Source organism: Gemmatimonadota bacterium (assembly GCA_030747075.1).
Taxonomy (GTDB): Bacteria; ARS69; ARS69; order ARS69; family ARS69; genus ARS69.
In genome coordinates this window covers 50,540-74,884 of sequence record JASLLL010000003.1, presented here as the reverse complement: position 1 = coordinate 74,884, position 24,345 = coordinate 50,540, and the positions used below count along the sequence as shown (strand labels likewise).

Sequence of the window (24,345 nt, the reverse complement as noted above, 5' to 3'; positions counted from 1 at the left end):
CTAGTCCGCCTCCGAGCCCGTGGATGCCGATGCCCCGAGACGCCAGATCTCGATGTGGTAGCCGGGCGAATCGTCATCCGCGGGGTCAAATGCAGCGACCAGTCGGCACTCCGGGTCCGCCAACATCTCTTCACGGAAGGCCAGGCGCTTCGCCACGATCTCTTCACGGAATCGGCCCCGTCGCCAGTTGCCCGGCGTGAACGCCTCCCGCCGGATCACCGCGTACTCAGCCCCGAGCAGACGGTACTTCTCCAGCGTGTCCCACAACTCGAAGTCCCGGACAGCCAGAAGGTCATAGCAGATTCGCGTTTCCCACGCGTGCATACGGAGACGCCAGAGCTCCGCCTTTCCGGCATCGGTCAGCTCCAGACGCATGACCATCTCGAGAATCCCGTCCTCATCCGGACGAAGGGGGATCGACTGTTGAGAAGGATCCTCCGGGAAGCCCTCCAGAAGAACCGTGGTCCCGTTCGCGACATTCGCCTCCATCCACTCCGCCGCAAGGGTCCTGGTGTCCGTTCGAGTCATCTTCTGGTTGAAGCGGACGCTCTCCGCGGCAGGTCCCAGCACCAGCATCAGCGCGACGAGCATCCCCACGGGAGCCATCACCGCGCGATCCAGGCGAAGCGCACGAAGGAGTCCATCCAGTCCCAGCCCGGCCAGCAGACACAACCCGGGAAGCATGGGGACGATGTAGCGATCGTAGTACAAGTGAGGAGAGGAGGTCGCCGTGATCAGCACGAAGAACGGCAGCAGGAACGACAGGTGCAAAAGCATGGCCCCTGCCCTTCTCCGAAGGCCAAACACCACACCCATCAGCGCAAGGCTGAGTCCAACCGGACCCTGGGAGTGCAGCAGTGAGCGAAAGTAGAACCCCCACAGACTCACGCCGCGCACCATCTCCGACGCGTCTCCGGGATCTCCAGGCGCCCCGGAATTCGTGCCGCCGAAGAACCCCAGCGCTTCCGAGAAACCGAGAACCACGCCCGGGTTGAGCCCCACATACAACCCGCAAGCTCCGAAGAAGGGCAGCCAGGTGGCCTTCGTGAAGAGGCCGCGTTCTTCGTCACGCCCCCCCCTGGCCACCCCACCCCTTATCATGGAGTTCACGAAGTACGGCACGAACAAGACGATGGCGGGCACCTTGTGGAGGAGTGCAATCCCCGCCACCAGCGCGAAGGCCCAGCCGCGAAGGCGCCGCACGCCGCAGGCCTCCTCCACGATCATCGCGACCGCCCAGAATGTGAAGAGAGCCATCGGGACATCCACCGTGACCGTGTGCGATTCCACGACATGGCGGAAGGAGAACGCGAGGAACCACGCGGCATAGAGACCCGCACCCACCCCTGCGAGGCGGCGTCCGTGGCGCCAGACCTTCCATATCGTCCAGGTCCCGAGGAAGGCCACCGTGACACGCCCGATCTTCCAGAACACCGTGGGATCCTTCGCGAACTCCATGGCAAAGGCATCCACGCTGTTCACCGCCCCCTGCACACGCTGCACCAGGAAGTACACCCCATACTCCACGCAAAGAAGCATGTAGAGGCCGCCCTTGGCCCAGCGCTCGATGTCGAAGCCTCCCTTTGCGAGGCGCAGAGCGCGATGGACCTCGAACGCTTCGTCCGAATGGAAGATATGGGGAAGCCCGAACGAATCTCCCCACAGGCGCATGACCAGTCCGACGCACAGCGTCGTCAGAAGAAACAGGAACGCGCGCACATTCAGTCGGTTTCCTTCCTCAGTCATCCCGGCCTCCTTTGCGAGCTATCGGAACAAAGAGCGTGAGTACCCCCCCGATCATCGCCAGCGTCAAGGAGACCGCGAGCCATGACAGACTGAGCGCGACGGCACCGGAAGCCTCAAAGCCGGAAGCACGGAAGAACACTTCGTAGGCGGTCTCCCGAACCCCCAGCCCACCGAAACTGACCGGGATCATGGTGGTCGCCTGCACGACCGGCACCAGGGCCACAAGGCTCTTCACAGGTGCCACCCCGCCCAGGCCCGCCGATAGAATGGCGTTGGACGCGATCAACAGCGCCTGCCAGCCCAGCGACAGGACGCCCGCTGTGACCAGCGCACCAGGGCGAAACCCGTACGCGCGAACCTCCAGAGCGGTCCGCCTCATCCCGCCCCACAAGCGCGACCCGGCGCCATCCCCCCCCGCAGAGGGAAGCGGCAATGCCAGAAGAAGGAGGAGTCCCACCACGAAGACGGCACTGGCGCCCAGGAGAATCCCACGCGCCAGAGCCAGTTCGGGATGCGTGAGCGCGGCTGCCAGGCCGATCACCAGGAGGCAGGCGAACCCCAGAATGCGCTCCACGAGAATCGAACCGGCCACTACGGTTGCCGGATGCCTCGCTTCGATCCCGAGACCTCTGGCGACATCGCCTCCCACCGTCGTCGGGAGAAAGGTGTTGAAGAAGTAACCCTGGAAGTAGAGACGCACGGTCTGCGAGTACGGCACGCTGACACCCGCGCCTTCCAGCAGCACCTTCCACCGCGCTGCGGAAGTCCCCAGCCCGACTGCCAGACACCCCAGAGAAAGGAGCCATGTGCGCGGTTCCAGCTTTGTGATCGCCGAACGGAACGCGGCGTCTCCACCATACCGATGCGCGATCCAACCCAGAAGGCCAAGGCTGACCCCCACCTTCAGTGCGCGTACCAGACCGCGGGACAGTCTCACGACAGATCCCCTTCGTCACTTCCCAGGGTCTCCCGCACGACATAGGTCGGCTTGGACTGAGACTCGTGGTAGGTCCGAATCGTGATCTCGGCGAGGAGGCCCATGCTCACCAACTGCACCCCCGCCAGAATCAGGAGGACACCCAGCAGGAGCAGCGGTCTGTCAGCAAGCGGTACTCCCCGGAAGATCCGAAGAAACCCCAGGTAGAGCGAGATCAGGCTTCCTGCCGTCAGCATGAAGAACCCACCGACGCCGAAGACCTGCAAGGGCCTGGTGGAAAACGCCAGCAGGAACTTCACGGTCACCAGATCCAACACCACACGCAGTGTTCTCGATATCCCATACTTCGACGCGCCGCGTTCCCTTGCACGATGGCTCACGGGGATCTCAGTGATCCTCGCTCCACTCCAGCTCGCCAGGGCTGGAATGAACCGATGCATCTCGCCGTAGAGACGCACATTCCGCAATACTTCGGCCCGGTAGGCCTTGAGCGAGCAGCCATAGTCGTGCAGGCGGACACCCGTGATGCGACCAATCATCCAGTTCGCAATCCAGGACGGGACTTTTCTCGACAGCAGTGCGTCCTTTCGGGACTTGCGCCAGCCGCTTGCGATGTCGAATCCGCCCTCCTCGATCTCCCGGACGAGCATCTCCATGTCCTCCGGATCGTTCTGGAGATCCCCATCGATTGCCACGACCACATCCCCGCGTGCCCGATCGAACCCTGCGGACATGGCGGCCGTCTGGCCGAAGTTCCTCCGAAACACCACACCGCGAATGCGGGGGTTCTCCCGCGCGGCTTCCCGCACTTTCTCGGCAGTTCCGTCTGTGGAGCCGTCGTCAATCAGGAGGATTTCTGCGCGGCGTCCGGACCGTTCCAGCGCGGCCTCAATCGCTTCGACGAGTGGCACGACATTCTGCGCCTCGTCAAACAACGGCACGACCACGGACAGCGTGAGCTTCTCGGGAGTTGTCTTCATCGCGGCACCGCCGCTGTCTCAGTCGACAGCCCCTTCCACGCGAAGAGCCCGCCTCCCACCAGCGCGAGGAGTGCCTTCAGCGCAAACGACACACCCGCGAAAACGGCACCCACGGTAGGATCAACCCCCGCGCGTTCCAGGAGAACGACATAGCCCATTTCGCGAATCCCCAGACCGTTTGGAGTGATCGGGACTGCCGCGGCCAGTTCCACGGCGGGCACCAGAACGAAGAAGATCGAAAGGGGCAGATCCACTCCCAGCGATCGCGCGACCGCCCAGTGAAACACGACGGCGAACCCCGCAAGCCCCAGCGATGACACCAGCGCCCGGGTCACGGCAGGGCGATGTTCCGCAAGGAAGGACGACGCCTCCACCACGCGGTGGAGCCGGGCGCGCAGGCCTTCTCCACGCAGTCGGCGCAATAGTCTCCGCAGAAGGGCAGGGCGCGTCACCACAGCCAACCCGAAGAGAACGCAACCGGCGACGGTCGTTGACAAGGCCCACGGCGCCGCCCCCGGCAGAAGAAGCATCCCCGCCAGAGAACCCGCGAGCGCCACCAGACCCAGCGCAAAGGTGCCCACCATTCGGTCTCCCACCACAGAGGCGATCACTGCGGCTCGTGAGCGGCCTGCATCGGACACCCCGATCCCGCGCACGACATCCCCTCCCACGGACCCCGGAAGGAACATGTTGAAGAAGAGTGCCACGAGGATCAGACGGAAGACCTCAAGCAGGCCGCGAGTCATCCCCACAGCGCCCAACAGGATTCTCCACCGGATCGCCCAGCAGGACTTGGCCCCGACCTGCATGAGAATGGCCGCGACAATCCACGACGGCGCCGTCTGCCTCGCCAGAGCGAGTGCGTCCCCCCCGTTTACGCGGGTCGTCAGGAACGCCAACAGCCCCAGTGCAAGAAGCACCCTTGCGCCGACAAGGAGAGAGCGTCTCATGCCGTCGGGTCCTTCATGGGCTCTTCCTTCACTTTGCGGGAGCGCCCTCGACGCCGCTTCTCCGAACGCCGTTCCCCCGCAGTTCGCGAATAGCCGTAGTAGGCGTGGCCGTAGTAGTACGGCAGGACATCGTCCACATTGTTTACAATCACACCGATTCCGTTCCCCCCCGCTGCCTGTAGAATCCCCTGTGCGCGAACGGCGACATCCCGCTGGGTTCGGCCTGCGCGTACAAGCAGCGCCACGCCATCTACCTCTCGGGCAATCACGGAAGGATCGCTCACCGGGAGAAGCGGAGGAGCATCCACAACCACCAGATCGAACAGCAGCCGGAGCTTTCCGAACATCGCGGCCAGACGATCTGGAACGAGAACCTCCGAGGGGGGCACCTCTCCGCCCCCGGCCGGGATCACCTTCAGCGAATCGTGGCGCGTGTCGTGAAGGCAGGCCTCGATCGGACTGCGCTGCAGCAGGATCTCCCGAACTCCCGGCGAAGACGGGGTCTCGAACAGGCCGCTGATCTGCGGCCTGTGCAGGTCCCCGTCGACGAGCACAGTACGCAACCCCTGGTGAAGGCACGACACCAGCGCGAACAGCGAGGCGCAGGTCGTCTTCCCCTCTCCTCTCTCCGCGCTGGTAAAGAGAATGGACCGGAGCTTCTCGTCTTCGCCGTGGCGCGCGATCCGGGTGAATATGCGTCGAAACTCGGTCGTCTCCGGCGCTTCCGGATCGAATGTGTCGTAGATGCTATCCGGTCGGACATCTTCTCTCGGCATGACTTACCCGACGGCCCGAAGACGGACCAGATAGAGGTAGGCGACAGTGAGAACCACCACGGCACCGATGATGACGACAGGCAGTATCACCCGGAGCCGCCGCCGCCGCTTCAGCATGAGATCCCTTCTTATGGCGGATTGCATCCTCGGAACCGCCCCGATCACCGGCATGGAGAGCACCAGCTCAATCTCAGCGACGGACTTGAGCGTCATGTCCAGATACTCCATCGCCACCGCCCCGGCCAGGCCGAGAATCACGCCCATGATCGCCGCAAGAACCATGATCTTCTTCTTCTCCGGAGCGAAAGGCGCCAGTGGAATCTGTGCCGGTTCGATCAGGACCAGCTGGTTTCCCACCTTCGCGGATTGGACCGCTTTCGCGATCTGCATGGTGGTCGCCTGTTCAAGCCATGTTTGATAGAGACGATTCGCGCTGGCCACCTCTTCGGTCAGGCGATTGACTCGCAATTCCTCGGCGGGGATGCTGGCCAGATCCGATGCGTACCACTTCAGAAACTCGCCGAACTTCCGGCTGCGCTCCTCGGCCGCCGCCACTCCAAAGCGAGTGAACTCCGCATCCACAATCAACCGACGCGATTCCTCGAGAAGCGCGGGGTGCCGCTCCAGACAGAGTCGCTCGAGTTCCGCAAGCGCCTGCTGACTCTTGACCGCGATCTGGTTTCTCCCGGACAGGACGGCCGGATCCTCTTCCGTGTATTCCACGAGAACCAGCGCCTGATGGCCTTCCAGTTCCAGCATCGTTGTGGCCAGAGCCCGGGCCTGAGAAGCATCCTCACCCATCGTGCTTCCCAGGCCCTGGAGTCCGCGTCCCACAAGTTGGGACTCCATGTCTGCCAGACGCGCCTTCAGGAACTCCACATTCGTGTCGGCCTCCACGCGAAGCGCGTTCACGCGGTTCACATTCTCGGCAGTGATCGGAGACGACGACAGGGGCTTCAGGGCTCGCCGCTGTTCGTTGCCTCTCAGCTCAAGGCGCTTCTCCTCCAACTTGGCCTCATAGATGGTCATCTGTTCGAGCGCGAATGTGTGGGCCTGCTCCGACTGCCGCAGCTTCGATTCGCGATTGGACTGGATGTAGAGATCCGCGACGGTATGTGCCACGCGAAAGCAGAGATCGGGCGAACTGGACACCGCGCGAACATAGTAGATGTCACCGCCCTCGTTTCGTATGTCGAGCATCCGAGTCAGCGTCCCGACACACTCGCGCATGAGCAGATCCTCTGGATCGTGTCCGGGGTGCTCGCTGGCCTGCCGCTGGGCCCGCGCACGGATGCGGGGGTTTTCATGAAGCCCGATGCGCATCGTGACCGACTCCAGGAAACTCGACGAAAGGATCCGCTTGCGGATGATGCGGATTCCCTCCCGGTCATTGCGCCCCCGCTCCCCAGCCGCTGTGGCGACCGTGCGCGTCAGCGGCGCAGGAGAGTTGGCCGCCAGCGTCGCCATGGACGAGTACTGCGGCTTCATGAAGAAGACGCCGACAAGCCCCACGACCACGGTGACAACCATGGGCACGAAGACCACGAGCTTCCGTCGCCAGAAGACGCGGCGGAACTCCCGAAGATCCAGGCTGCTTCGATTCTCAAAAATCAAGGCGTCCTCCCGGACTTCACTCCGCCCGGGCGGACTGGTCGGGGGTCTGAGTGGATTCTCCGTCTCCCCGCAGGTTCGTGAAGAAGAAGAGCGAACTGAGCATTCCACCGGCCACCCCGGCTACATCCCTGACACCCGCCCACAAGGCGGAACTTCGCTTGCGCGGGATGGTGACCGTGTCTCCCGGATGAAGGTCCAGGTCCGGAAACAACACGCCCCGGTACAGGTAGTCCGACAGGTCCAGCGTGAAAACCCGCGCACGGAAGGCCCCCGGCCGAACCACTTTCACCCGCCCCACATCGCCGTCCGGGAGAGGCCCGCCAGCGGCAAGAACCGCCTCCAGAACGCTTCCGGCCTTCTCTATGCTGAAAGTCCCCGGACTGGCCACACGCCCGAAGACATGGATGATGTCTCCTTCCGGTCCGACCGCTTCAGTCATTCGCGGGATCAGCAGCGTCGCTCCGGGCGCAAGCGTGGGGAGCGAGGCGAAGTCCCCCGAGTCCAGCACCTCTTCCAGATTCAGCGTGCGAGGGACACCTTCCCCGGGTGGCGGGATGAAGCGGACACGCGAAAGAGCGGCGTCCGGCCCCGGGCCGCCCGCCTCGCGAATCGCTTCCCACACGCCGGGCACGCTCGGGCCGGAGTAGGGACCCGGACTTTCCACCTCTCCCAACACGAAGACCCGCCGGGAATTGTACTCACTGACTTCCACCGAGATCTGACTCACATTGCGATCCACCAGAGAGAACCGGCGCGTCAGGTCGGCCGCCAACGCGCCGGGCGACAACCCGCCTGCGCGAATCCGCCCGACGAGGGGGAGGGTAATGCTCCCTTCGGAATCTACCGTGAAGACCCCGCCCAGGTCCTCCCGGTGCCACACGCGGATGGACAGCACATCTTCCGAGTCAATCAGGTACTCCTCCGCCGGAGCACAGACCGCCCACAACACGACCAAGGCCGCGTATCCGGCTTTTCGCCAGACACTTCGAAGCTGGAACTTCATGTGAACTCCCCCCGCGAGCATGCTGCCCATCTCCGGCTGCCAGAGCTGAGTATCCCGCACCACTTCCGGCGAAGATTCTACCCCCAACCGCAATACCCGACAACCACAGCGAATATCTGCTGAAGACAGGCACCCGAACCGGATATCGGCCTCTTTTCCCCGGCGCTTGAACCGCCGGTTGCCCCTTCACGCGCCCCGCGCTAGGTTCTCCCAACCTGTCAACGGGGGAGATTTCCCATCCGCTCGCTGCGCTCCATGCTTCGCCTGCTCCGCCCGTATCGTGCCGATGTCGCCAAGGGGCTCCTGGCACTGCTCTTTACCCACGCATTCGCGGCGCTGGGCCCCTGGATCCTCAAACTGGGGATCGAAGCCATCGAAGACGGCCCTCACGGCCCGCCGCTGTGGCGTTTCGCGATCCTGCTGGTGCTCGCCGCAGGCTGTGACGGCGTCTTCCGGTACGCCTCCCGTCTCCTGCTCATCCGCGCCTCACGGTTCGTGGAATACGATGTACGCCGCAGTCTCCATGAACACCTGCAACGCATGCCCGTTCCGGCGCTCTCCCGCTTCGATGTGGGAGATCTGATGGCGCGCATCACGAACGATCTCAACGCCGTACGGATGTTCATCGGACCGGGGCTCATGTACACCTCGGGCACCGCCCTCGCGCTGATCTTCTGTATCACGCTGATGCTGCGCCTCTCCCCGGAGCTCGCGCTGGTGGCGATCGCTCCGTTGCCGGTGATGACGATCGCGGTCGTTCTCGTGACTCGTGCGGTTCATACGCGGGTCGCCCTCGTCCAGGAAGGATTCGCCCACCTGACTACACGCGTTCGCGAGAGCCTCTCCGGAATCCGCATCATCCGCGCCCACGCTCGCGAGGAGGGCCAGATCGCACTGTTCGAGGAAGCTTCGAACGAATACCTCCGACGGAATCTCTCCCTCGCAAGAGTGCAGCGGGTCTTCATGCCCGCCATGATGCTGTTCACCGGACTGGCCCTGGCCCTTGTCCTCTGGCGGGGCGGTTTGCTCGTCATGTCGGGGCACCTTTCCCTCGGAGACTTTGTCGCCTTCACAGGCTATCTCTTCCTCTTGATGTGGCCGATGGCAGCGCTGGGCTGGACGATCAATCTCTTCCTTCGAGGCGCGGCCGCATGGAACAGAATCGAAGCCATCCTCCTGGAGGAACAGGAACCTCTCCTCGAGCGCGGAGCTCACCCTGATGGCGCCGGCACGCTTGGCTTCGAAAATGTGACCTTCTCCTTTGGTGAGCGCCCGGTTCTCCGTGGAGTCACTTTTGACATTCCCGCCGGCACCACGGTGGCCCTCGTCGGACCGACCGGATGCGGGAAGACCACGCTGCTCGCCCTTCTTGCGCGACTGCGTGTTCCCGATTCCGGCAGAATCCTCCTCGACGGGACCCCCCTCCCGGAGTGGTCGCTGACCTCGCTTCGCAGGGAAATGGCGTTCGTCCCGCAGGATCCGTTTCTCTTCAGCGACACCATCCTGGCGAACCTCCTTGTCGGACACCCGCAGGCCACACCCGAAAGCGTGCACGACATCCTTCACGAGGTCTCGCTGGCCGAAGATATTTCGGGGTTCTCCCGGGGGCTCGACACCCGGATCGGAGAACGAGGGGTGGCCCTCTCCGGTGGCCAGCGCCAGCGAGCCACACTCGCCCGGGCGCTTCTGCGCTGCCCTCGGCTTCTCGTGCTTGACGACCCCTTTTCGAATATGGACGGAGCCACCGAAGAGCTGATTCTCCAGAGGATTGACTCCCGCCTTCGCGACTGCACCGTCCTCTTGACCTCGCACCGACCCTCCACGCTCCGCCGGGTGGACCATATTGTCTTTCTGAAAGAAGGCCGAATCGTCGAGGAGGGCTCACCTGGGATACTGGCGGATGCGGGCGGGCACTTCGCACACTACCTGGAGCGACAGAATCTGGCTGAGGGCCTCCGCGAAGATGCCGGGGATGCCTCATGAGCGTCCTCCGATCCTTCCGCGCATCTCGCGACACCGCGCTCCTCAAGCGACTGTTCCCCCTCCTTGCCCCTCGCCGGGCGGGACTTGCGGGGAGCTTTCTCCTCCTGTTTGCCAGCGGCGCGCTCGATCTGACGGGGCCGTACCTCACCAAACTCGCCATCGACAAGGCACTCCCCGCTCACGATACGGCTCTCCTCGGGAAGATCGTGGGGCTTTTTGTCTGCGTTCTCCTGCTCTCCTTTGCGGCGCGTTACGCTCAGAATCTGCTCATGCAGGAAACCGGGCAGCGCCTCATGCGCGACCTGCGCTCGCGTCTCTTCGCGCACCTGCAACGAATGGACATCCGCTACTTCGACCGCCATCCCGTGGGAGGACTGGTCACGCGCCTGACCAATGATGTGGAGGCACTCAACGAGCTCCTCTCCTCCGGTCTTGTGTCGATTGTCGCGGATGCCGTCACGCTCACCGGCATCACGATCATTCTCTTCGTGATGGATCCCGGCCTTGCGTTCATCACTTTCCTGGCGCTCCCACCTGTCATCTTTGTCAGCACTGTCTTCCGACGCCGTGCCCGGGCCGGATTCCGCGCAACCCGGGAGCGCATCGCCGGGATTCACTCGGTCATGCACGAGTCGTTGTCCGGGAGCGAGGTGGTGAAGCTGTTCTCCCGCGAACACGAGAATGACCGCCTCTTCGATGTGCAGAACGCCGGGTGCCGGACCGCTTGGCTCGACACGCTTCAGGTGTTCGCGCTGTTCTTCCCGATCATCCAGTTCCTGCTCGCCGTCGCGCTTGCGCTCGTACTCATGTCCGGAGGTCATCGCATCCTGCACGACGCGCTGACCTTTGGGGAACTGGTCGCGTTTCTCCAGTATGTGCAGCGCTTCTTCGGGCCCCTTCGCGACCTCAGCGAGAAGTTCAATGTCCTTCAGGCCGCCGGAGCAGCGGGAGACCGCATTCTTCGTGTTCTGGACACCCCGGCTCTTGAGGATTACCGGGAGCGACCGTCGCTTCCATCCTTCTCCGGGAGCATTGAGTTTGATCGTGTCTCGTTTCGCTACCGACACGAAGAACCCGTCCTCCGGGATGTCTCCTTTCAAGTCGACCCCGGCCAGAGAGTGGCACTGGTCGGCCCCACCGGATCCGGCAAGTCCACGGTCATTTCGCTGGTTCTCGGGCTTCTCAATCCGGACTCCGGCCGAGTCCTGATCGACCACCAGGATCTCAAGGACTTCGATCCCCGGAGTCTGCGGCGACACACCGGTACCGTCCCGCAGGATGTCTTTCTCTTCTCGACCGATGTCGGATGGAATGTCCGCCTGGGAGACTCCTCCCCCGGCTGTGATGACGACATTCGCACGGCCCTTGAGACTTCCCGCGCGCTGTCTGTAGTCGATGCCCTGCCGCAGCGACTCAACGAGCCTCTCGGGGAGCGTGGGCATCGACTGTCCGCCGGGCAGCGACAGTTGCTGTCATTCGCGCGAGCGCTCTACGCACAACCCGACCTGCTCATTCTCGACGAGGCCACCTCTTCGGTGGATCCTGCAACGGAGACACTGATCCGCGACGGTCTCGACCGCTTGCTTCGTGGGCGAACATGTCTGATCGTGGCTCACCGCCTCAAGACGGTTCAGCATTGCGACCGGATTCTCGTTTTCCGAAAGGGCCAGATCGTAGAGGAAGGAACTCACGAGGAACTCACCCGGGCGGGAGGTCTCTACGCCCGTCTCGCGCAGCTTCAGTTCCAGGACTGACCCGACGGCAGTCGGGAGCGCACAAAGAAGGGCCGGGCACGAATACGCCCCCGACCCTTTCTTGCCAGTTGTGGCAGAAGCTACCGCCGAGCACGCCTTCGGGCTGCGCCAAGGCCGGCAAGCCCCAGTCCTAAAAGAGCGATCGTCGCCGGTTCCGGAACGGCCACCATGTTCCCATTCGGATGATTCATGTCGTCTTCGAACTCCAGCCAGCCGGTGGGACTTTCGATGTTGTCCCCGGCATCAGCCTGGTTGTCGGACTTGGACAGCACTGCGGGGAATCCGGGGACTTCAGCAGGCGGGGCGGGAGCTTCTGAACCGGCCCCCACAGCCATGACGCCCGAAGTAGCCTCCGCATGGACAGAACTCACAGCCCCCACGGAAATCGCCCCCGCAAGAACCATCAACAAAAGGAGTCGCGCAAGCGTGATGCTCATAGTGTTAGCAAGCCTCCAGTGATGCAGTACCGGGTCTTGGGGGATTCTCGATCTTTGTCAACGAGCGATGTTTACTATAACCTTTTCCTATCTTCTGCGTCAAGCTGTCAGGTGAACTATGTCAACGCTAGCCATTGTGGCAAAACCCCCTGTCGCCGGGAAGGTGAAGACCCGGCTCGTCCCTCCCTTGAGCCCCGAGCAGGCTGCCGAACTGTCTGCGGCGTTTCTGGACGATCTGATCGTCCGACTGTCTTCCCTCCCCGGGGTGGCTGTGCATCTCCGAATCCCCGGCAGCCATTGGCCGCGTAATGCTCAGGCGGTTCCGGCCCGCTCAACCATTCCCGTCAAGGACCAGGGTTCCGGCGATCTCGGCCAGAGGCTCGCCCACGCGTTTCAGGATTCTTTCGAGACCGAACCCGGCCCCGTCGCCGTCATGGGAGCGGATCATCCGACGCTCCCCCGCCGCGCTGTTCTTGCGTGTCTTCAAGATGCCGCTGCCGGGAACGCCGCCTGGATTACGACCGACGACGGCGGCTATGCGCTCCTCGCGCTGCCCGAGTTCATCCCGAACCTGCTTCGTGACATCCCATGGAGTACGCCTGAGGTCGCGCGTGAGACACGGCGCCGTGCGAAGGAGTCGAGCATCGGGCTGATCGACCACGGCCCCTGGTACGATGTCGACACCCCGGCGGACCTGGACCGCCTGCGTCGTGAGCTTCGTCAAGGCGACGGCTGTCCCCGAACCCGGGCACTCCTGAAGACGCTGGCGTTCTAGTCCAGCATGTCGCAGGGACTCTCCATCTGGCGTGCAATCTGGTCCCCCAACCATTCCACTGAAGTACGCGTCCTCTCTTCCAGCAGGTCGTATTCCTCCCGCGCACGAAGGAACCAGCCCTCGGCACGGCGACGGCGATTCAAGCGGCGGTGAATGTCTCCCACAAGATAGGACACGACGGCCCGCGTCTCTGGATCCTCACACTCGCCGATCTCCAGCGCTTCCTCAAACCGACGGACCGCTTCCCGCTGATACAGTCGCTCCTTCTCGCGATTCGCAACCGTCCGCGCCATCCAAGACGCACGGAGAAAGCTGTCTCCAACCTCCAGCGAGGAACGATCCTCCCATTCATAGATCAACGCCAGAAACTCGTACTTGTAGAAAGCGGTGTCCGGCAGGGAGATGTCTCGCACGCGGGGACTGAGGAACTTCCGGATCTTGCGCAGTACCGATTCCTCGACTCCGTCCAGGTAATCCTGGGCATAGCCTGAGAATCCGCACTCCTCGCAGGACTGCACCTGAGCTCCCAGCGGATCCGCCCCCCAGAAGTGTGGGCGAAAGTCCGAATCTGCGGCGTGGCTACCCGTGCACAACGGCGTCACGCTCTGAAAGCGCGCCTCGCACACGGGGCAGATTCGAATCTCTGCACTCTCCATCGTCATGCAACCCTCCTTGTCTCCTGCACTGTGTCTGGATCGACATCCGACCCCTTCCGTTGTCTATGAGATTCGGCGGAGAGACCCATAGTCTGGAGTGCGGAGATCTGCAAAGGGTGTGCAGCTTGCAGTGTTCACCGCGCTGGTTCGGGAGATGTGCGCGAGGGGATCGGTCGGTCGCGCGAGAAGGACCGACCATTGCCGCGACTTCCAGTTTCGCTGCCATCATCTGCAACGACCACCCACTCGCCCGGACCCTCCCTGCCAGGCTAAGAGTAATCGGGCCGCGACCGCGCCCACGGCAGGCCAATCAGAATGAAGAGGACCTCGAAGCCGCAGAAAATGCCCAGGTTTACGGCGATTGACTCCGTGAATCCGTAGGTGTGCAGTCCCACATTCAGGAGGTTTACTCCAAACCACGCCATGGCCACGATGACATTCCCGAAGACAAGACCCGCCGCAAAACCCGCCGGTTTGAAGTGCCCGGACAGTCTTCCGTGCAGGAGAAGAAGCTGCCACATCACAATCAGCAAGGCCCCGTTCTCCTTCGGATCCCACCCCCAGAATCGACCCCAGGACTGGTCGGCCCAGATTCCACCCAGAATGGTACCCAAGAGCGTAAAGAAGAGCGCCACCAGCGTGAGGCCGGTGAGACTGCGCACCAGTCCGGCCATTTCCTCGCGATCTCCACGCCTCGCGATCCGGCGCACCAGATAGACATGCCCGGCCAGTCCGGCAACGACCGAACACCCATAGCCAATCGTGATGGTCACGACATGGGTGGCCAGCCAGAAGTTCGAGTTGAGCACCGCCACCAGCATCCCGAGCGTATCGCCATCTGCTGCGTAACCGAACCCCACGAAGTGCAGCAGTGCTCCCAGAATGGAGCCGACAAAGAGCCCCAACCCATCCTTGCGCAACCACTCGACAATCATCCCGGTGAGCCCGGCCACCAACCCGACAAAGACCACGGACTCGTAAAGTGTCGAAACGGGCGGCCTCCCCATGATGATCATGCGAAGGAGGAGACCTCCCGTGTGAATCCCTACGGCCAGTCCGAGAGACACCATCGCCAGGCGTCGGAGCAGGTGCGTCTTTCCGAGCCAACTGACAGCCAGCAGAAGAAATGACAACACATAGAACGAAGTGCTCTTGGGGAAGATCCCGGCGGAGTTGGACCAGGCCTCCAGGCGCAGGAGGCGCTGCTCTGGAAGGCCGTCTTCGCCGGTTCCCACCACCGCAAGGAGGTCCGTCACGAGCGCGCTCTCTCGATCCAGGTCTCCGGCTGCGCGAGCCGCCAGGACCTCTTCCCATCCGTCCATCACACTCAGTTGGAGCGGTGCGGGTTCCCGCCCGTCCAGCAGATCCCAGGGAGCCACCCACTCCCGGGAGCCGGTCCCCTCCTGTGGCGGAATGATAGCGAGGCTGGCATTCCCGGCCTCCATGCGCACTTGCCCAAGCCTCCGCGCAAGTCGATCCAGTTCCAGATCCGCCGCGGTCCACTCCTCTTCGGGCGTCGCTTCCAGACGCTCCAGCGCATGCTGAAACACCGGTCGACGCAGAGCAAAATGCCGGTAGCTGGCCATCTCTCCCGCCAGCAACTCAAACTCCGCCGCCAGTGTAGAATCTTCCAGCGCAAACTGGCGCACGAGACACGACATCGCACCCCCAAGACCCCGGTAGCGAAGCGCAGCCATGTGCAACTCCACCAGTTGGGTCTCCACCAGCGTTCGTTCCGCTCTTTCCCGGGAGTGAAGCACACGGAGGTTCGCTTCCTGCGGAATCAGCGCATCGCGAACTTCCGGGAAGGTGTACTTGCCCTTCGCACGCTCCGGAAGCTCCAGCGCTGCCACGACCTCGGGGTTTCGGATTCGGAAGAAGCGCCGCTCATCCGCCGCCTCCGCGTCCAGAACCACCTCGGCCCACCATGCTGCCGGGCCGATCTCTCGAAGTGAGCGCCGTCCATAGGACGACAGAAGATGCACTCCCGCAACGGTGTCCACCGGCTTGATTCGGCCTTCGTGTTGTACGGGAAGATCTCCGATGGAAGGAGCCTTCGCGAGAGCGGAAACCACTCCGGCCGTCTGCACAAGAAGACCGCCCAGCAGGAGCCCCGCCATACCGCGCCGCAGGAGATTTCTCCGCCTCTTCGGATGCCTCATGCCTCCCCCTCCTTCTTCCGTGCAAGTCGAGGCACCTGCACAAGAAGGTGAAGCAGAAGGCCCACGCACATCACCACGCTCGCGATGTAAGGCATCATCCGCCCTGCGTTGCGGACGACGGCCAGAATGGTGGTGTCTCCCGCCGCGCCCTCAATAAACGAAGATTGGTAAAAGGTGTGTCCACGATACCGAAGCGGTTCATTCATGCTGATCACCACACGCCTGCGCGTCTCCCCGTCCACGACATACACGACCGACTGGTAGCTCTGCGCCATCCCGGTCCCCGGATGAAGTCGCTTCTCAAAGTCGTCCAGTTCGATGGAGAAGGGCAGGTAGCGCCGTGCGCGGCGGAAGATCAGTTTCCGCGCATTCTCTTCGGACCCGATCTCCGGGGAGACCTTCTGTCGTTCCACGAGGGCGTAAACGCCATCCTCTTCAGCAGTCCCGAGGACTCGGTAGAGAAGCCCGCGAAGGTTCTGCTCGTCCTCCGCGGCCGACGGCTCTTCCACCAGGTCCAGGCGCTGGTACAGCCCCCGTGCATCCTGCGGGGGATCTTCCGAACGCTCGACAAAACGGCAGTTCTCAAACGCATGGAGAATCTCAACCTGCCACGACAGGTCCGGCGCCGAGAGAACTCCTCCCGGGCGAAGCAGGCTCTCCCCGAACGCAGTCACGGAGTCGTGACCCTCCGGCCCGCTGTTTACCAGTACGAGTTCCCGCTTGTGATAGTCCGTCACGAAAGACGCACTCTCTCCCTCGCCGATGGCCATGCTGCCCTCTGACGCGAAGTAGGCGGTCACGAATCCACCGATCAACAGGAGAAGCCCACCCGAGTGCACGATGGTGATCCCCAGCTTCCGGGGGCGCAGACTGAAGCGACGGACCAGAAACAGCGTCAGGCCCATGAAGACCACCAGCATGGTCAGGCGGCCGCCGGGCAGCGGCACGAACCCCCACACCGTCAGCACCCACGAGGAGAAGTAGCGCGCCTGGGCCGCATGGAGGCCGATCTCGCGCTGCGCGACCGTCCCGATGACCAGCAGGGCCATCAGCCACCAGCACGCGTATACGAAGACATCCGTCCGGGACATGAGGCGCACAAGAAAAAGCGGCAAGTCCTGACCGCCCTTCGGGCGAGAGAGGGGCGCGCTCAGGAGTCCGACTCCCTCAGCGAACGGCACAGCCCGACGAAGGCGTCATCGGCCGAATCCACAAGCCCCACCGGCCCCGCAAGCTTGACGAACAGCGTACGAGCACCGCCGGGAATCATCGCGACCAGAAACGCGGCGTCCGCATTGTCCGGATTCACCAGACGAAAGATCCGATACTCTCCGAGACCACCGGTCTCCTCTCGGGACGCGGACAGGATGGCCTCTTCGGAAGCGCCAGCAAGGCCGATTTGACCTCGCCACCGATTCACATTCGGCACCAGCCCCCCCCCGTCCCCGCCCAGCACGATGATGGAGCAATCTCCCGAGTTCACTCCCTCCGGACCCGGCACGGAAAAGCTGGCCAGCCGCATGGAGGAACCCTCTGATGCGGTCCACCCGTCCGGAGTCTCCCACAGGAGTTCGCCGGATGCATGAGCGTGCGCTTCGGTCGGGGGAGCCTTCTCCACCGTGTAGGTCTTCACATCCTCTTCCGCACACCCCGCCAGAAGAAGCACACCCGCCAGGACCATCATGCCGCGTATCACTTTTCGCGCCTCCCTTGCGATTTCAATCCGGACCAAGTTGTCCGCGATAGGTTCCCCCGTCAAGGGTGCGAGTATTCCTCGGATCGAGCCACCACTTCGGTACCCAGTCCCCTGGCGCCCCCGGGGCGACTCGAACACCCGACACGCGGTTTAGGAAACCACTGCTCTATCCACCTGAGCTACGGGGGCGCGGCAGGCGGGGCGAAACTACGCTCCCCGCCCTGTTTGGTCAATCCCGGGTCGATCCAGCCTCCTCCGCCTCTACGCGCATCAGAAGATCTCGTGCCCGCGGCGCCTCAGACGAACCCGGACGCGCCCGGAGGAAGGCACGGAGCACTTGTGCGGCGTCCTCTTCGCGCCCGGATCGTGCCAGCACGACAGCGCGACTCACGACGGCTTCATCGAGCGACGGGTCCAGGCTCGCCGCGCGCTCCATGAAGCGCAACGCGGCCTGTGGGTTCCCCGAGAGATCGTGCAGAACGCCTGCCTCCAGGTGGAGGGCGGCGTCGTGCGGACGCTTCGCAAGCAAGGCCTCCACGCTCTCCAGCGCGGCCTGCGAGCGTCCCATCCGTCTCAACGACTCCACCCTCGCTCGTTGCGCCGGATAGTAGTTCGGGTCGGACTGCAACGCACGATCCAGCCATCTGAGCGCGCGCACCGGTTCTCCACGCGCCCGCTCCGCGTCCGCCATCAGCACGAATGATCCGACCCACGGCGCCCCCTGCACGCCGCCCGGATTGCTCCGCACCGTCGCAAACGCCAGCACAAACACTCCCGCACCCACCGCGAGATGCCGTCGCGCGCGCGCCTCCCGCCAGAGGCGTGGAAGCCCCGCCAGCCCCCCGGCCCCGAACGCAAGGAGGATCGGAACCGCCGGAAGCCGAAACCGCGCGCAGGTGAAGAAGGCCACCGAGACGGCAAGTACCGTCCCCACTGCCGCCGCCGCGAACCCGGCGCTCGCGCTCATCCGTCGCCGGAGAAGCACCGCGCCGCACAGCGCCAGCGGTGCCCACAGCCCCCACCCCGGCAGCCACCTCAACCAGGGAAACGCCTCCGCAAAGAGCACCGGGTCGTGGTTGTTCGGAATCTCCCGCGCCCCGCAGAAGAGCAGTGCCTTCCGCCCGAGGAGCCGGACCCATCGAACGGGGTCCGCTGCAATCTCCGAGGCCGTGCGCAGCGCGTAGTGCCGGGACACCTCCGAGGAGCGCAGAGTCCGCCCCACACTCCGCTCCGCCAACGCGTGCGCCGCTTCCATCATGCGATACCCCCCCGCTTCCGGGTGATCCGGGAAGGTCGCGGTCATGCCATCAGCCAGGCGGTGGTTCCCGAGGTACAGATTGAGTCCCCCCTGCGATGCGACGAACACCGGATCCCCCGCCGACGCATTCCGAAGCGTCACCGCCAGTGCGGGGAGAAGGAGAGCCAGCGCCACCACCGCCGCGAGTCGGCGTCGGCGATTCGTGACCAGCCACACGACAAGCAGCACCCCCGGAAGGAGCGCGGGAGGCCGCACGATTCCCGCGATCCCCCACAGCCCGCCGGCAAAGCCAGCCCGGACACGCCCCCCGCGTCCCTCCACGAGATCCGCCGAGGCGAGGAGCGCGGCCGTGAAAAGCGGCACCCCGATGGAGACGGCCAGAAACTGCCCATCGAAGAACGGAAGCACGGGATAGACCGCCGCCCCCAGCCCGGCGATCCACGCGGCCGACCGACCGAAAAGTCGCCCCGCGAGACAGGCCGTCAGTACGGGAGTCGCCGCTCCGGCGAGCAGCTGAACCGTCCGCGCCGCGGCGGGGTCCCCCCCACACACCGCGCGCAATCCCGCAAGCCAGCCCACATAGCCGGGCGCGCGGAAGAAGGCCTCTCCGGCGGGCGGCCATGCGCCCGCGAGCGCATCCCGCGCCCAGCTCCAATGGGCCGCTCCGTCCAGGATCGGCTGGGCAAACTCCGGCGACTCCGAGAGGAAGCGAAGGTAGAGCGCCCTGTAGAGGAGAGCCACCACACCCGCGGCCACCGCCGCCCCCGGAATGCCGGACAGAGTGCGACGCATATCACTCATTCGTAGCGCAGCGCCTCAATCGGATCGAGTCGGGCTCCCCGAACCGCCGGGTAGAGGCCGAAGAACACTCCGATGCTGATCGAGAAGAGGGCACCCCCGAGCACAATCCAAGGGCTGATGTGCACCGGAAAGTGCGCGACACGCCCCACGCCCCACGCGACGACCGAACCCAGCCCGACGCCCACGAGGCCGCCGAGTCCGGTCAGCGTTCCGGCCTCCACCAGGAACTGGAGGAGGATCGTCCCGCGCCTCGCGCCGAGTGCCTTGCGAATACCGATCTCGCGCGTTCGTTCCGTCACGGACACCAGCATGATGTTCATCACGCCGATTCCTCCCACTGTCAGGCCGATGGATGACATCACCAGAAGCACCAGACCGATGGGTCCGGTGATCTTCTGCACAAACTCGGTGATGCGATCATTCGAAATCGCGGCGAAGTCGTTCTTCTCACCCGGCGCGAGTCTGTGGCGGGCACGCATCACCACCGTTGCTTCCCGCACGACATCCTCGGCGGTGTATCCTTCCGCAATCGTCATGTAGACATAATAGGGATCGTGCTTGCGACCGTAGTTCTTCTTGAATGTCGTCCAGGGGATGAAGGCGAAGTTCTCGCTCATGCCCCCGAACACGGACTTCCTCTCCGCAAAGACCCCGACGACCTCGTACTCCTCTCCACCCAGCCGGATTCGCTTGCCCACGGGATCGAGGATCGGGAACAGATCCTCCGCGGGGCCGTGCCCCAGCACGATCACATTCCGGCTCGCCAGGAGTTCCGCATCGTGGAAATAGCGTCCCACCGTCACCGGGAGGTTGTACACGAACGGCACATTCTCTCCCCCACCGGCAACAAAGACGATGCGTGTCTTCTGGTCCCGATAGTGAAGGATGGTCCCGCGATTCGCGTCGATGAAGAACTCCGCCATCTCCACGGATTCGCACAAGTCCTCAAGAGCGGCCGCGTCCTCCGGAGTGACATCCGGCCGGGCGAGAATCTTCTCCTGATGGGGGTCCCCCTCGGTCAGGAAGTCGAACTTGCTCAGCGTCACGACAGGCCGTTCGCTGGCGGTGATCTCGTCTTCGATCTTCTGGCCCAACCCGGTGAGAACCGCCACCATTCCCATCAGAACCGCCACGCCGATGGCAACGCCGAGGATCACCAGAGCCGAGCGCATGCGATGTGCCCGCAGGACCTCAAGCGCCAGACCGATGCACTCCCGAATGACCGCGCGCTGCTCCGAGACTCCTCTACTCATGGCTCAGCGCCTCCACCGGGTCCAGCTTTGCGGCGCGGTCTGCCGGGTAGATTCCGAAGAACAACCCCACCAGGAGCGTGACGAGAAGCCCTGCGGCAATCGACCAGGGCTCGATGGCATACGGGAGCGGAGACACGACCGCCACCAGGCTGGCCAGACCAAAGCCCAGCAGAATGCCGAGAACTCCGCCCACCAGAGACAGCGTCATCGCCTCTACGAGGAACTGCCACAAGATGTCCGCCCGACGCGCACCCAGCGCCTTGCGCGTGCCGACCTCCCGGGTCCGCTCCGTCACCGACACCAGCATGATGTTCATGATCACCACCCCGCCGACCACCAGGGAAATCGACACCAGCATGATGAGCGCGGAGAAGATGGCGCGGGAGATCCCCTTCCACAAGTCGAGGATGCGGTCTGCGGAGGTGATCGCGAAGTCGTCACCCTGGCCGGGCTCTCGAGCGTGTCGGATTCGCATGTGCATGCGCACTTCTTCCCGGGCGTCCGGGATCAGGCGCACATCGGGCACCTTCAGCCGGATCGCCAGAGACTGCCGCGAACCGTAGATCTTGAAGAAACGCCCAAGTGGCATATACACGACGAGATTCGGGTTCTGCCCCATGATCCCGCCCTCTTCCTTCAGCACCCCGATCACTTCCACATGTCGACCGTTCACCCGGAGCATCTTCCCGAGGGGCTCCCGCGTTCGGAGGATTCTCTCCGCAATATCCGAACCGATAATGGCCACCGGGCGGCTTGCACGGGATTCAAATGCGTTGAAGTGTCGGCCGTCCGAGAGCTCCAGATCCAGCAGGTGTGGATAGTCCGCAGTCCAGCCACGGATGGAGGCTTCCTTTGCGGACCTTCCCCCATGCGAGACCCTTCCTCGCGAGGACCGATACGCCGCGAGATACTCCACATACTGGAGGTCGGCGTCACGAAGCGCCTGGAAGTCATCGAGCGTGATCCGGGGATTGTGCAGCGCCTCCAGAAACGCCTCGAGGTTGGTCAGCGCCTGGAGATCATCCATGCGGCGAAGCGTCAGAACGGTGGACCCCTCGTCCGCGATCTCCCGCCGCACAAACAGGTCCATTCCGTCAATGAGAGACACCACCGCAATCACGGAAGTGACGGCCACGACATTCCCAAGGACGGTCAGAAAAGTGCGGAGCTTGTACGCCCACAGTGAAGACAGCGCAACGCGGACGCCCTCCTGGAGATGCACGAGGCCTACCCGACTTTCACGGACATCGACGACTTGCCTTCGGCCGCATCATCCGCCGGCTGGCGTTCGTCGTCCCCGCCGGGCTTCTCCCCGGGTTCCTCATAGCGAACCGGTTGCCCGGACTCCAGCTTGCGGAGCGCCTCAAACGGCCCCGTTACGACGGTCGCTCCCTCCTGGACCCCGGAGAGCACTTCGAAGTGCTTCTCGCCCGCGATCCCACGCTCCACAGCGATGAACGAAACCCGGTCTCCGGAGCAGAGGAATACCCCCTCGGCTTCCTCCTTCAGGCGTTCGGCCTCTTCCGGGCCCATCTCCTCCTGCCCGGAAGAGGGGGCCGTCTTCCTCGGGTGGTTCTTGCTTTCCGCATCCCTTTCCTTCGATGGAATCCGGATGGTCAGGGCTTCCATAGGGACGGCCAGTGCATCGACAACCCGCGCCGTCTCAATCTTGGCGGTTGCCGAAAGCCCGGGCCGAAGCCTTGAGGAGAGATCGTCCAGAAGCACCCGTACGCGAAAGTCCATGGACTCCTGCGTTCCGAGCGGCCCCGCATTGTAGGCCGAGTTCCCGACTTCAATCACCTTCCCGGTCAGCTCAAGATCCGGGAACGCATCCACCTCGATCGTGGCCGGTTGCCCGGGGTGGATCTCGACGACTTCGGTCTCGTCCACCAGGACTTGTGCCTCCATCTCGGTCAGATCCGCCACGACTACGATGGCAGAGCCCTGATTGTACAGATCTCCCGCGAGGACATTCTCCCCCTCTTCCACGGAGAGACGCACCACCACGCCCGCGATCTCCGCCCGCACGACGGTCTTCTCCAGTTCGTGCTCGGTCTGCCGGAGTTGAGCCTCCGCGTTTCGAACATCTTCCCGGGCTGCGGCCACGGCGGCGACTTGGACATCGTGATTGGTTCGTGCGGATTCCAGCGTCTGCTCGGAGGCCAGGTCCGCCCGGACAAGCCCCTTCACTCTCTTGTACTCAAACTCGGATTCTCGAAGGCGCGCGGCGGACAGTTCCAGATTCGCACGCGCGCGCGACAGCCCGGCGTGTGCCTGATCGACAAACGCCTGTCGCTCCCGGGGGTCGACGCGCAGAATGAGCTGGCCCTTCTCGACGAAGTCGCCTTCCTCGACCGCCTTCTCGACGACCTTCCCGACCACGCTCGCCGTCGTGCTGACCGAACGGCGGGCCTCAATCCGTCCTGAAGCGGACACGCGGGCGACGAGTTCCATTCGTGCCAGTTGGCGGACTTCCACTTCGGTCGCCTTGCCACGGGCACGGTGGAGGTTCAGACCCACGACAAGTCCGCCCACGACGAGCGCGACTGCGATCCACAGGATTCTCTTCTTCACGGAGCCCCTCTCTTCCATCTTCGGTGCCACGCGCACCGCCTACTGGCCCACAACGCACCCGGGGAGGGAAAAGTTGCACATCCGGGAGCGACCCCGGCATTGAACTCAGCGCGCGCGTCCTTCTGTCCGGCCCCTATCGCCGACGAACAGCCTTCTTTCGCTTCCGCGGACTGAACTCCCCCGGCCCCGGCTTCTCCTCCGGTTCCGGCGACGAGGTGGCCGGAGAGACAGCCTCCGGACGGGAAGGCCGGGGGCTGTGCTCACGAGGCTCGCGGTCCCTCCGCCCTCGCCCGCGATCGCGCACGCGAGTCTCCACGGGGTCTTCCTCCGGGAGTTCCGGCACTTCGCAGCAGTCCGCCGGGATGGATCCGCAAAGCCAGATCAGTTCGTTGGCCTGGTGGAACGATACGCCCGCCTCCCGCGCACCCCCCGTGTCCACGAGAATCACGACCGGGTGGTCCGTGTGGCGCCCCCCGACGGCTAGGGCTTCCTCTGCGGTGGAGGACAGGTGCACATACGCCCGCCCCATCGGCAGCACGCCCGCTTCCCCCACTTCTCGAGCGGCGGGTACGGTAGAGCCGTGGTAGAGCGTCTCCGGCGGCGTCTCATCGGGATACTCCAGCGAGACGCGAGACGAGTGTCCGTAGAGCGCACAGATGCGTCCGTCCTCAAGGCCGAAGCGGCGGCGATCCGAGGATTCCACCAACTCCCGCACAATCTCCTCTCCGTCCTCGACAAGGATGTCCTCCGCCACGAGCACATCCACCAGATCCTCAAGATCCACCCAACCCTCGGCATCCATGCGAAGACCGTATTCTTCCGGGCGGTGGCGAAGCACCAGAGAGAGAAACTTGCTGAGTCTGGTGGCGAGTCGTGGGTCCATGAGCGACCTCCGGGGAAACACCCCTGTACGGTTCAAACGGCGACCGAAGCTTCCGCTTTCCTTCAGAATACGGAGCCTCCGGGCAGGAAGCCCGACATTATCCACCC

The 24,345-nt window shown here is 63.8% G+C and carries 20 protein-coding genes and 1 tRNA gene; 3 read left to right on the top strand and 18 right to left on the bottom strand.

Translation table 11 applies throughout. The features are described from left to right. From QF819_01705 to QF819_01675, 7 genes are read right to left on the bottom strand one after another with little or no spacing between them, the layout of a single operon-like run. On the bottom strand, nucleotides 1-1,746 hold the full coding sequence (locus QF819_01705; GenBank protein MDP6801879.1) for a glycosyltransferase family 39 protein: 1,746 nt from the start codon (nucleotides 1,744-1,746) through the stop codon (nucleotides 1-3). Next, nucleotides 1,739-2,683, bottom strand: a complete 945-nt coding sequence (locus QF819_01700) for a lysylphosphatidylglycerol synthase transmembrane domain-containing protein (GenBank protein MDP6801878.1) — start codon at nucleotides 2,681-2,683, stop codon at nucleotides 1,739-1,741. Before QF819_01700 ends, QF819_01705 begins: the two co-directional genes overlap by 8 nt. Further along, complete coding sequence (locus QF819_01695) at nucleotides 2,680-3,663, bottom strand: glycosyltransferase family 2 protein (GenBank protein MDP6801877.1); 984 nt, start codon at nucleotides 3,661-3,663, stop codon at nucleotides 2,680-2,682. The genes QF819_01700 and QF819_01695 overlap by 4 nt, the downstream gene beginning before the upstream one ends. Beyond that, nucleotides 3,660-4,613, bottom strand: a complete 954-nt coding sequence (locus tag QF819_01690) for a lysylphosphatidylglycerol synthase transmembrane domain-containing protein (GenBank protein MDP6801876.1) — start codon at nucleotides 4,611-4,613, stop codon at nucleotides 3,660-3,662. The genes QF819_01695 and QF819_01690 overlap by 4 nt, the downstream gene beginning before the upstream one ends. Further along, nucleotides 4,610-5,389, bottom strand: a complete 780-nt coding sequence (locus QF819_01685; GenBank protein ID MDP6801875.1) for a CpsD/CapB family tyrosine-protein kinase — start codon at nucleotides 5,387-5,389, stop codon at nucleotides 4,610-4,612. Before QF819_01685 ends, QF819_01690 begins: the two co-directional genes overlap by 4 nt. A 3-nt stretch (nucleotides 5,390-5,392) precedes the next feature. Beyond that, nucleotides 5,393-7,003, bottom strand: coding sequence for a GNVR domain-containing protein (locus QF819_01680; protein ID MDP6801874.1), 1,611 nt, complete (start codon nucleotides 7,001-7,003; stop codon nucleotides 5,393-5,395). A gap of 16 nt (nucleotides 7,004-7,019) precedes the next feature. After that, the gene (locus tag QF819_01675) at nucleotides 7,020-8,069 is read right to left on the bottom strand and encodes a polysaccharide biosynthesis/export family protein (protein ID MDP6801873.1); all 1,050 of its coding nucleotides are present in this window, start codon (nucleotides 8,067-8,069) and stop codon (nucleotides 7,020-7,022) included. A 192-nt stretch (nucleotides 8,070-8,261) separates the two neighbouring features. Between QF819_01675 and QF819_01670 the strand changes: the two genes are divergently transcribed. Continuing rightward, nucleotides 8,262-9,989, top strand: coding sequence for an ABC transporter ATP-binding protein (locus tag QF819_01670; GenBank protein MDP6801872.1), 1,728 nt, complete (start codon nucleotides 8,262-8,264; stop codon nucleotides 9,987-9,989). Further along, complete coding sequence (locus QF819_01665; GenBank protein ID MDP6801871.1) at nucleotides 9,986-11,743, top strand: ABC transporter ATP-binding protein; 1,758 nt, start codon at nucleotides 9,986-9,988, stop codon at nucleotides 11,741-11,743. Before QF819_01670 ends, QF819_01665 begins: the two co-directional genes overlap by 4 nt. An 80-nt stretch (nucleotides 11,744-11,823) precedes the next feature. On the opposite strand, the gene QF819_01660 is transcribed toward QF819_01665, so the two are convergent. After that, nucleotides 11,824-12,180 (bottom strand): PEP-CTERM sorting domain-containing protein, encoded by a 357-nt coding sequence (locus QF819_01660; GenBank protein ID MDP6801870.1) that lies wholly within the window; start codon nucleotides 12,178-12,180, stop codon nucleotides 11,824-11,826. Nucleotides 12,181-12,298: 118 nt separating this feature from the next. On the opposite strand from QF819_01660, the gene QF819_01655 reads away from it, so the two are divergent. Next, entirely contained in the window at nucleotides 12,299-12,955 is a 657-nt protein-coding gene (locus QF819_01655) for a TIGR04282 family arsenosugar biosynthesis glycosyltransferase (protein MDP6801869.1), read from the top strand. Here the strand turns inward: QF819_01655 and QF819_01650 are convergent. The 10 genes from QF819_01650 to QF819_01605 all read right to left on the bottom strand — a co-directional run bounded on the left by QF819_01650 (nucleotide 12,952) and on the right by QF819_01605 (nucleotide 24,238). Continuing rightward, on the bottom strand, nucleotides 12,952-13,617 hold the full coding sequence (locus QF819_01650) for a DUF2225 domain-containing protein (protein ID MDP6801868.1): 666 nt from the start codon (nucleotides 13,615-13,617) through the stop codon (nucleotides 12,952-12,954). The genes QF819_01655 and QF819_01650 overlap by 4 nt on opposite strands. Nucleotides 13,618-13,880: 263 nt before the next feature. After that, nucleotides 13,881-15,773: a cytochrome c biogenesis protein CcsA gene (gene ccsA, locus QF819_01645; GenBank protein MDP6801867.1), complete on the bottom strand. Its 1,893-nt coding sequence runs from the start codon at nucleotides 15,771-15,773 to the stop codon at nucleotides 13,881-13,883. Continuing rightward, nucleotides 15,770-16,888, bottom strand: a complete 1,119-nt coding sequence (locus QF819_01640; protein ID MDP6801866.1) for a cytochrome c biogenesis protein ResB — start codon at nucleotides 16,886-16,888, stop codon at nucleotides 15,770-15,772. The genes ccsA and QF819_01640 overlap by 4 nt, the downstream gene beginning before the upstream one ends. A 35-nt stretch (nucleotides 16,889-16,923) precedes the next feature. After that, nucleotides 16,924-17,469 (bottom strand): hypothetical protein, encoded by a 546-nt coding sequence (locus tag QF819_01635; GenBank protein MDP6801865.1) that lies wholly within the window; start codon nucleotides 17,467-17,469, stop codon nucleotides 16,924-16,926. 112 nt (nucleotides 17,470-17,581) lie between these two features. Continuing rightward, a tRNA-Arg gene (locus QF819_01630) sits at nucleotides 17,582-17,658 on the bottom strand. 40 nt (nucleotides 17,659-17,698) lie between these two features. Beyond that, complete coding sequence (locus QF819_01625) at nucleotides 17,699-19,528, bottom strand: tetratricopeptide repeat protein (protein MDP6801864.1); 1,830 nt, start codon at nucleotides 19,526-19,528, stop codon at nucleotides 17,699-17,701. Beyond that, nucleotides 19,525-20,781: an ABC transporter permease gene (locus QF819_01620; protein ID MDP6801863.1), complete on the bottom strand. Its 1,257-nt coding sequence runs from the start codon at nucleotides 20,779-20,781 to the stop codon at nucleotides 19,525-19,527. Before QF819_01620 ends, QF819_01625 begins: the two co-directional genes overlap by 4 nt. Further along, complete coding sequence (locus tag QF819_01615) at nucleotides 20,774-22,003, bottom strand: ABC transporter permease (GenBank protein MDP6801862.1); 1,230 nt, start codon at nucleotides 22,001-22,003, stop codon at nucleotides 20,774-20,776. The genes QF819_01620 and QF819_01615 overlap by 8 nt, the downstream gene beginning before the upstream one ends. 5 nt (nucleotides 22,004-22,008) lie before the next feature. Continuing rightward, nucleotides 22,009-23,355, bottom strand: coding sequence for an efflux RND transporter periplasmic adaptor subunit (locus QF819_01610; GenBank protein ID MDP6801861.1), 1,347 nt, complete (start codon nucleotides 23,353-23,355; stop codon nucleotides 22,009-22,011). Nucleotides 23,356-23,488: 133 nt separating this feature from the next. Further along, nucleotides 23,489-24,238 carry an RNA 2'-phosphotransferase gene (locus QF819_01605; protein ID MDP6801860.1) on the bottom strand — a complete coding sequence of 250 codons (750 nt, stop codon included), beginning with the start codon at nucleotides 24,236-24,238 and terminating at the stop codon, nucleotides 23,489-23,491. Nucleotides 24,239-24,345 lie beyond the last annotated feature (107 nt).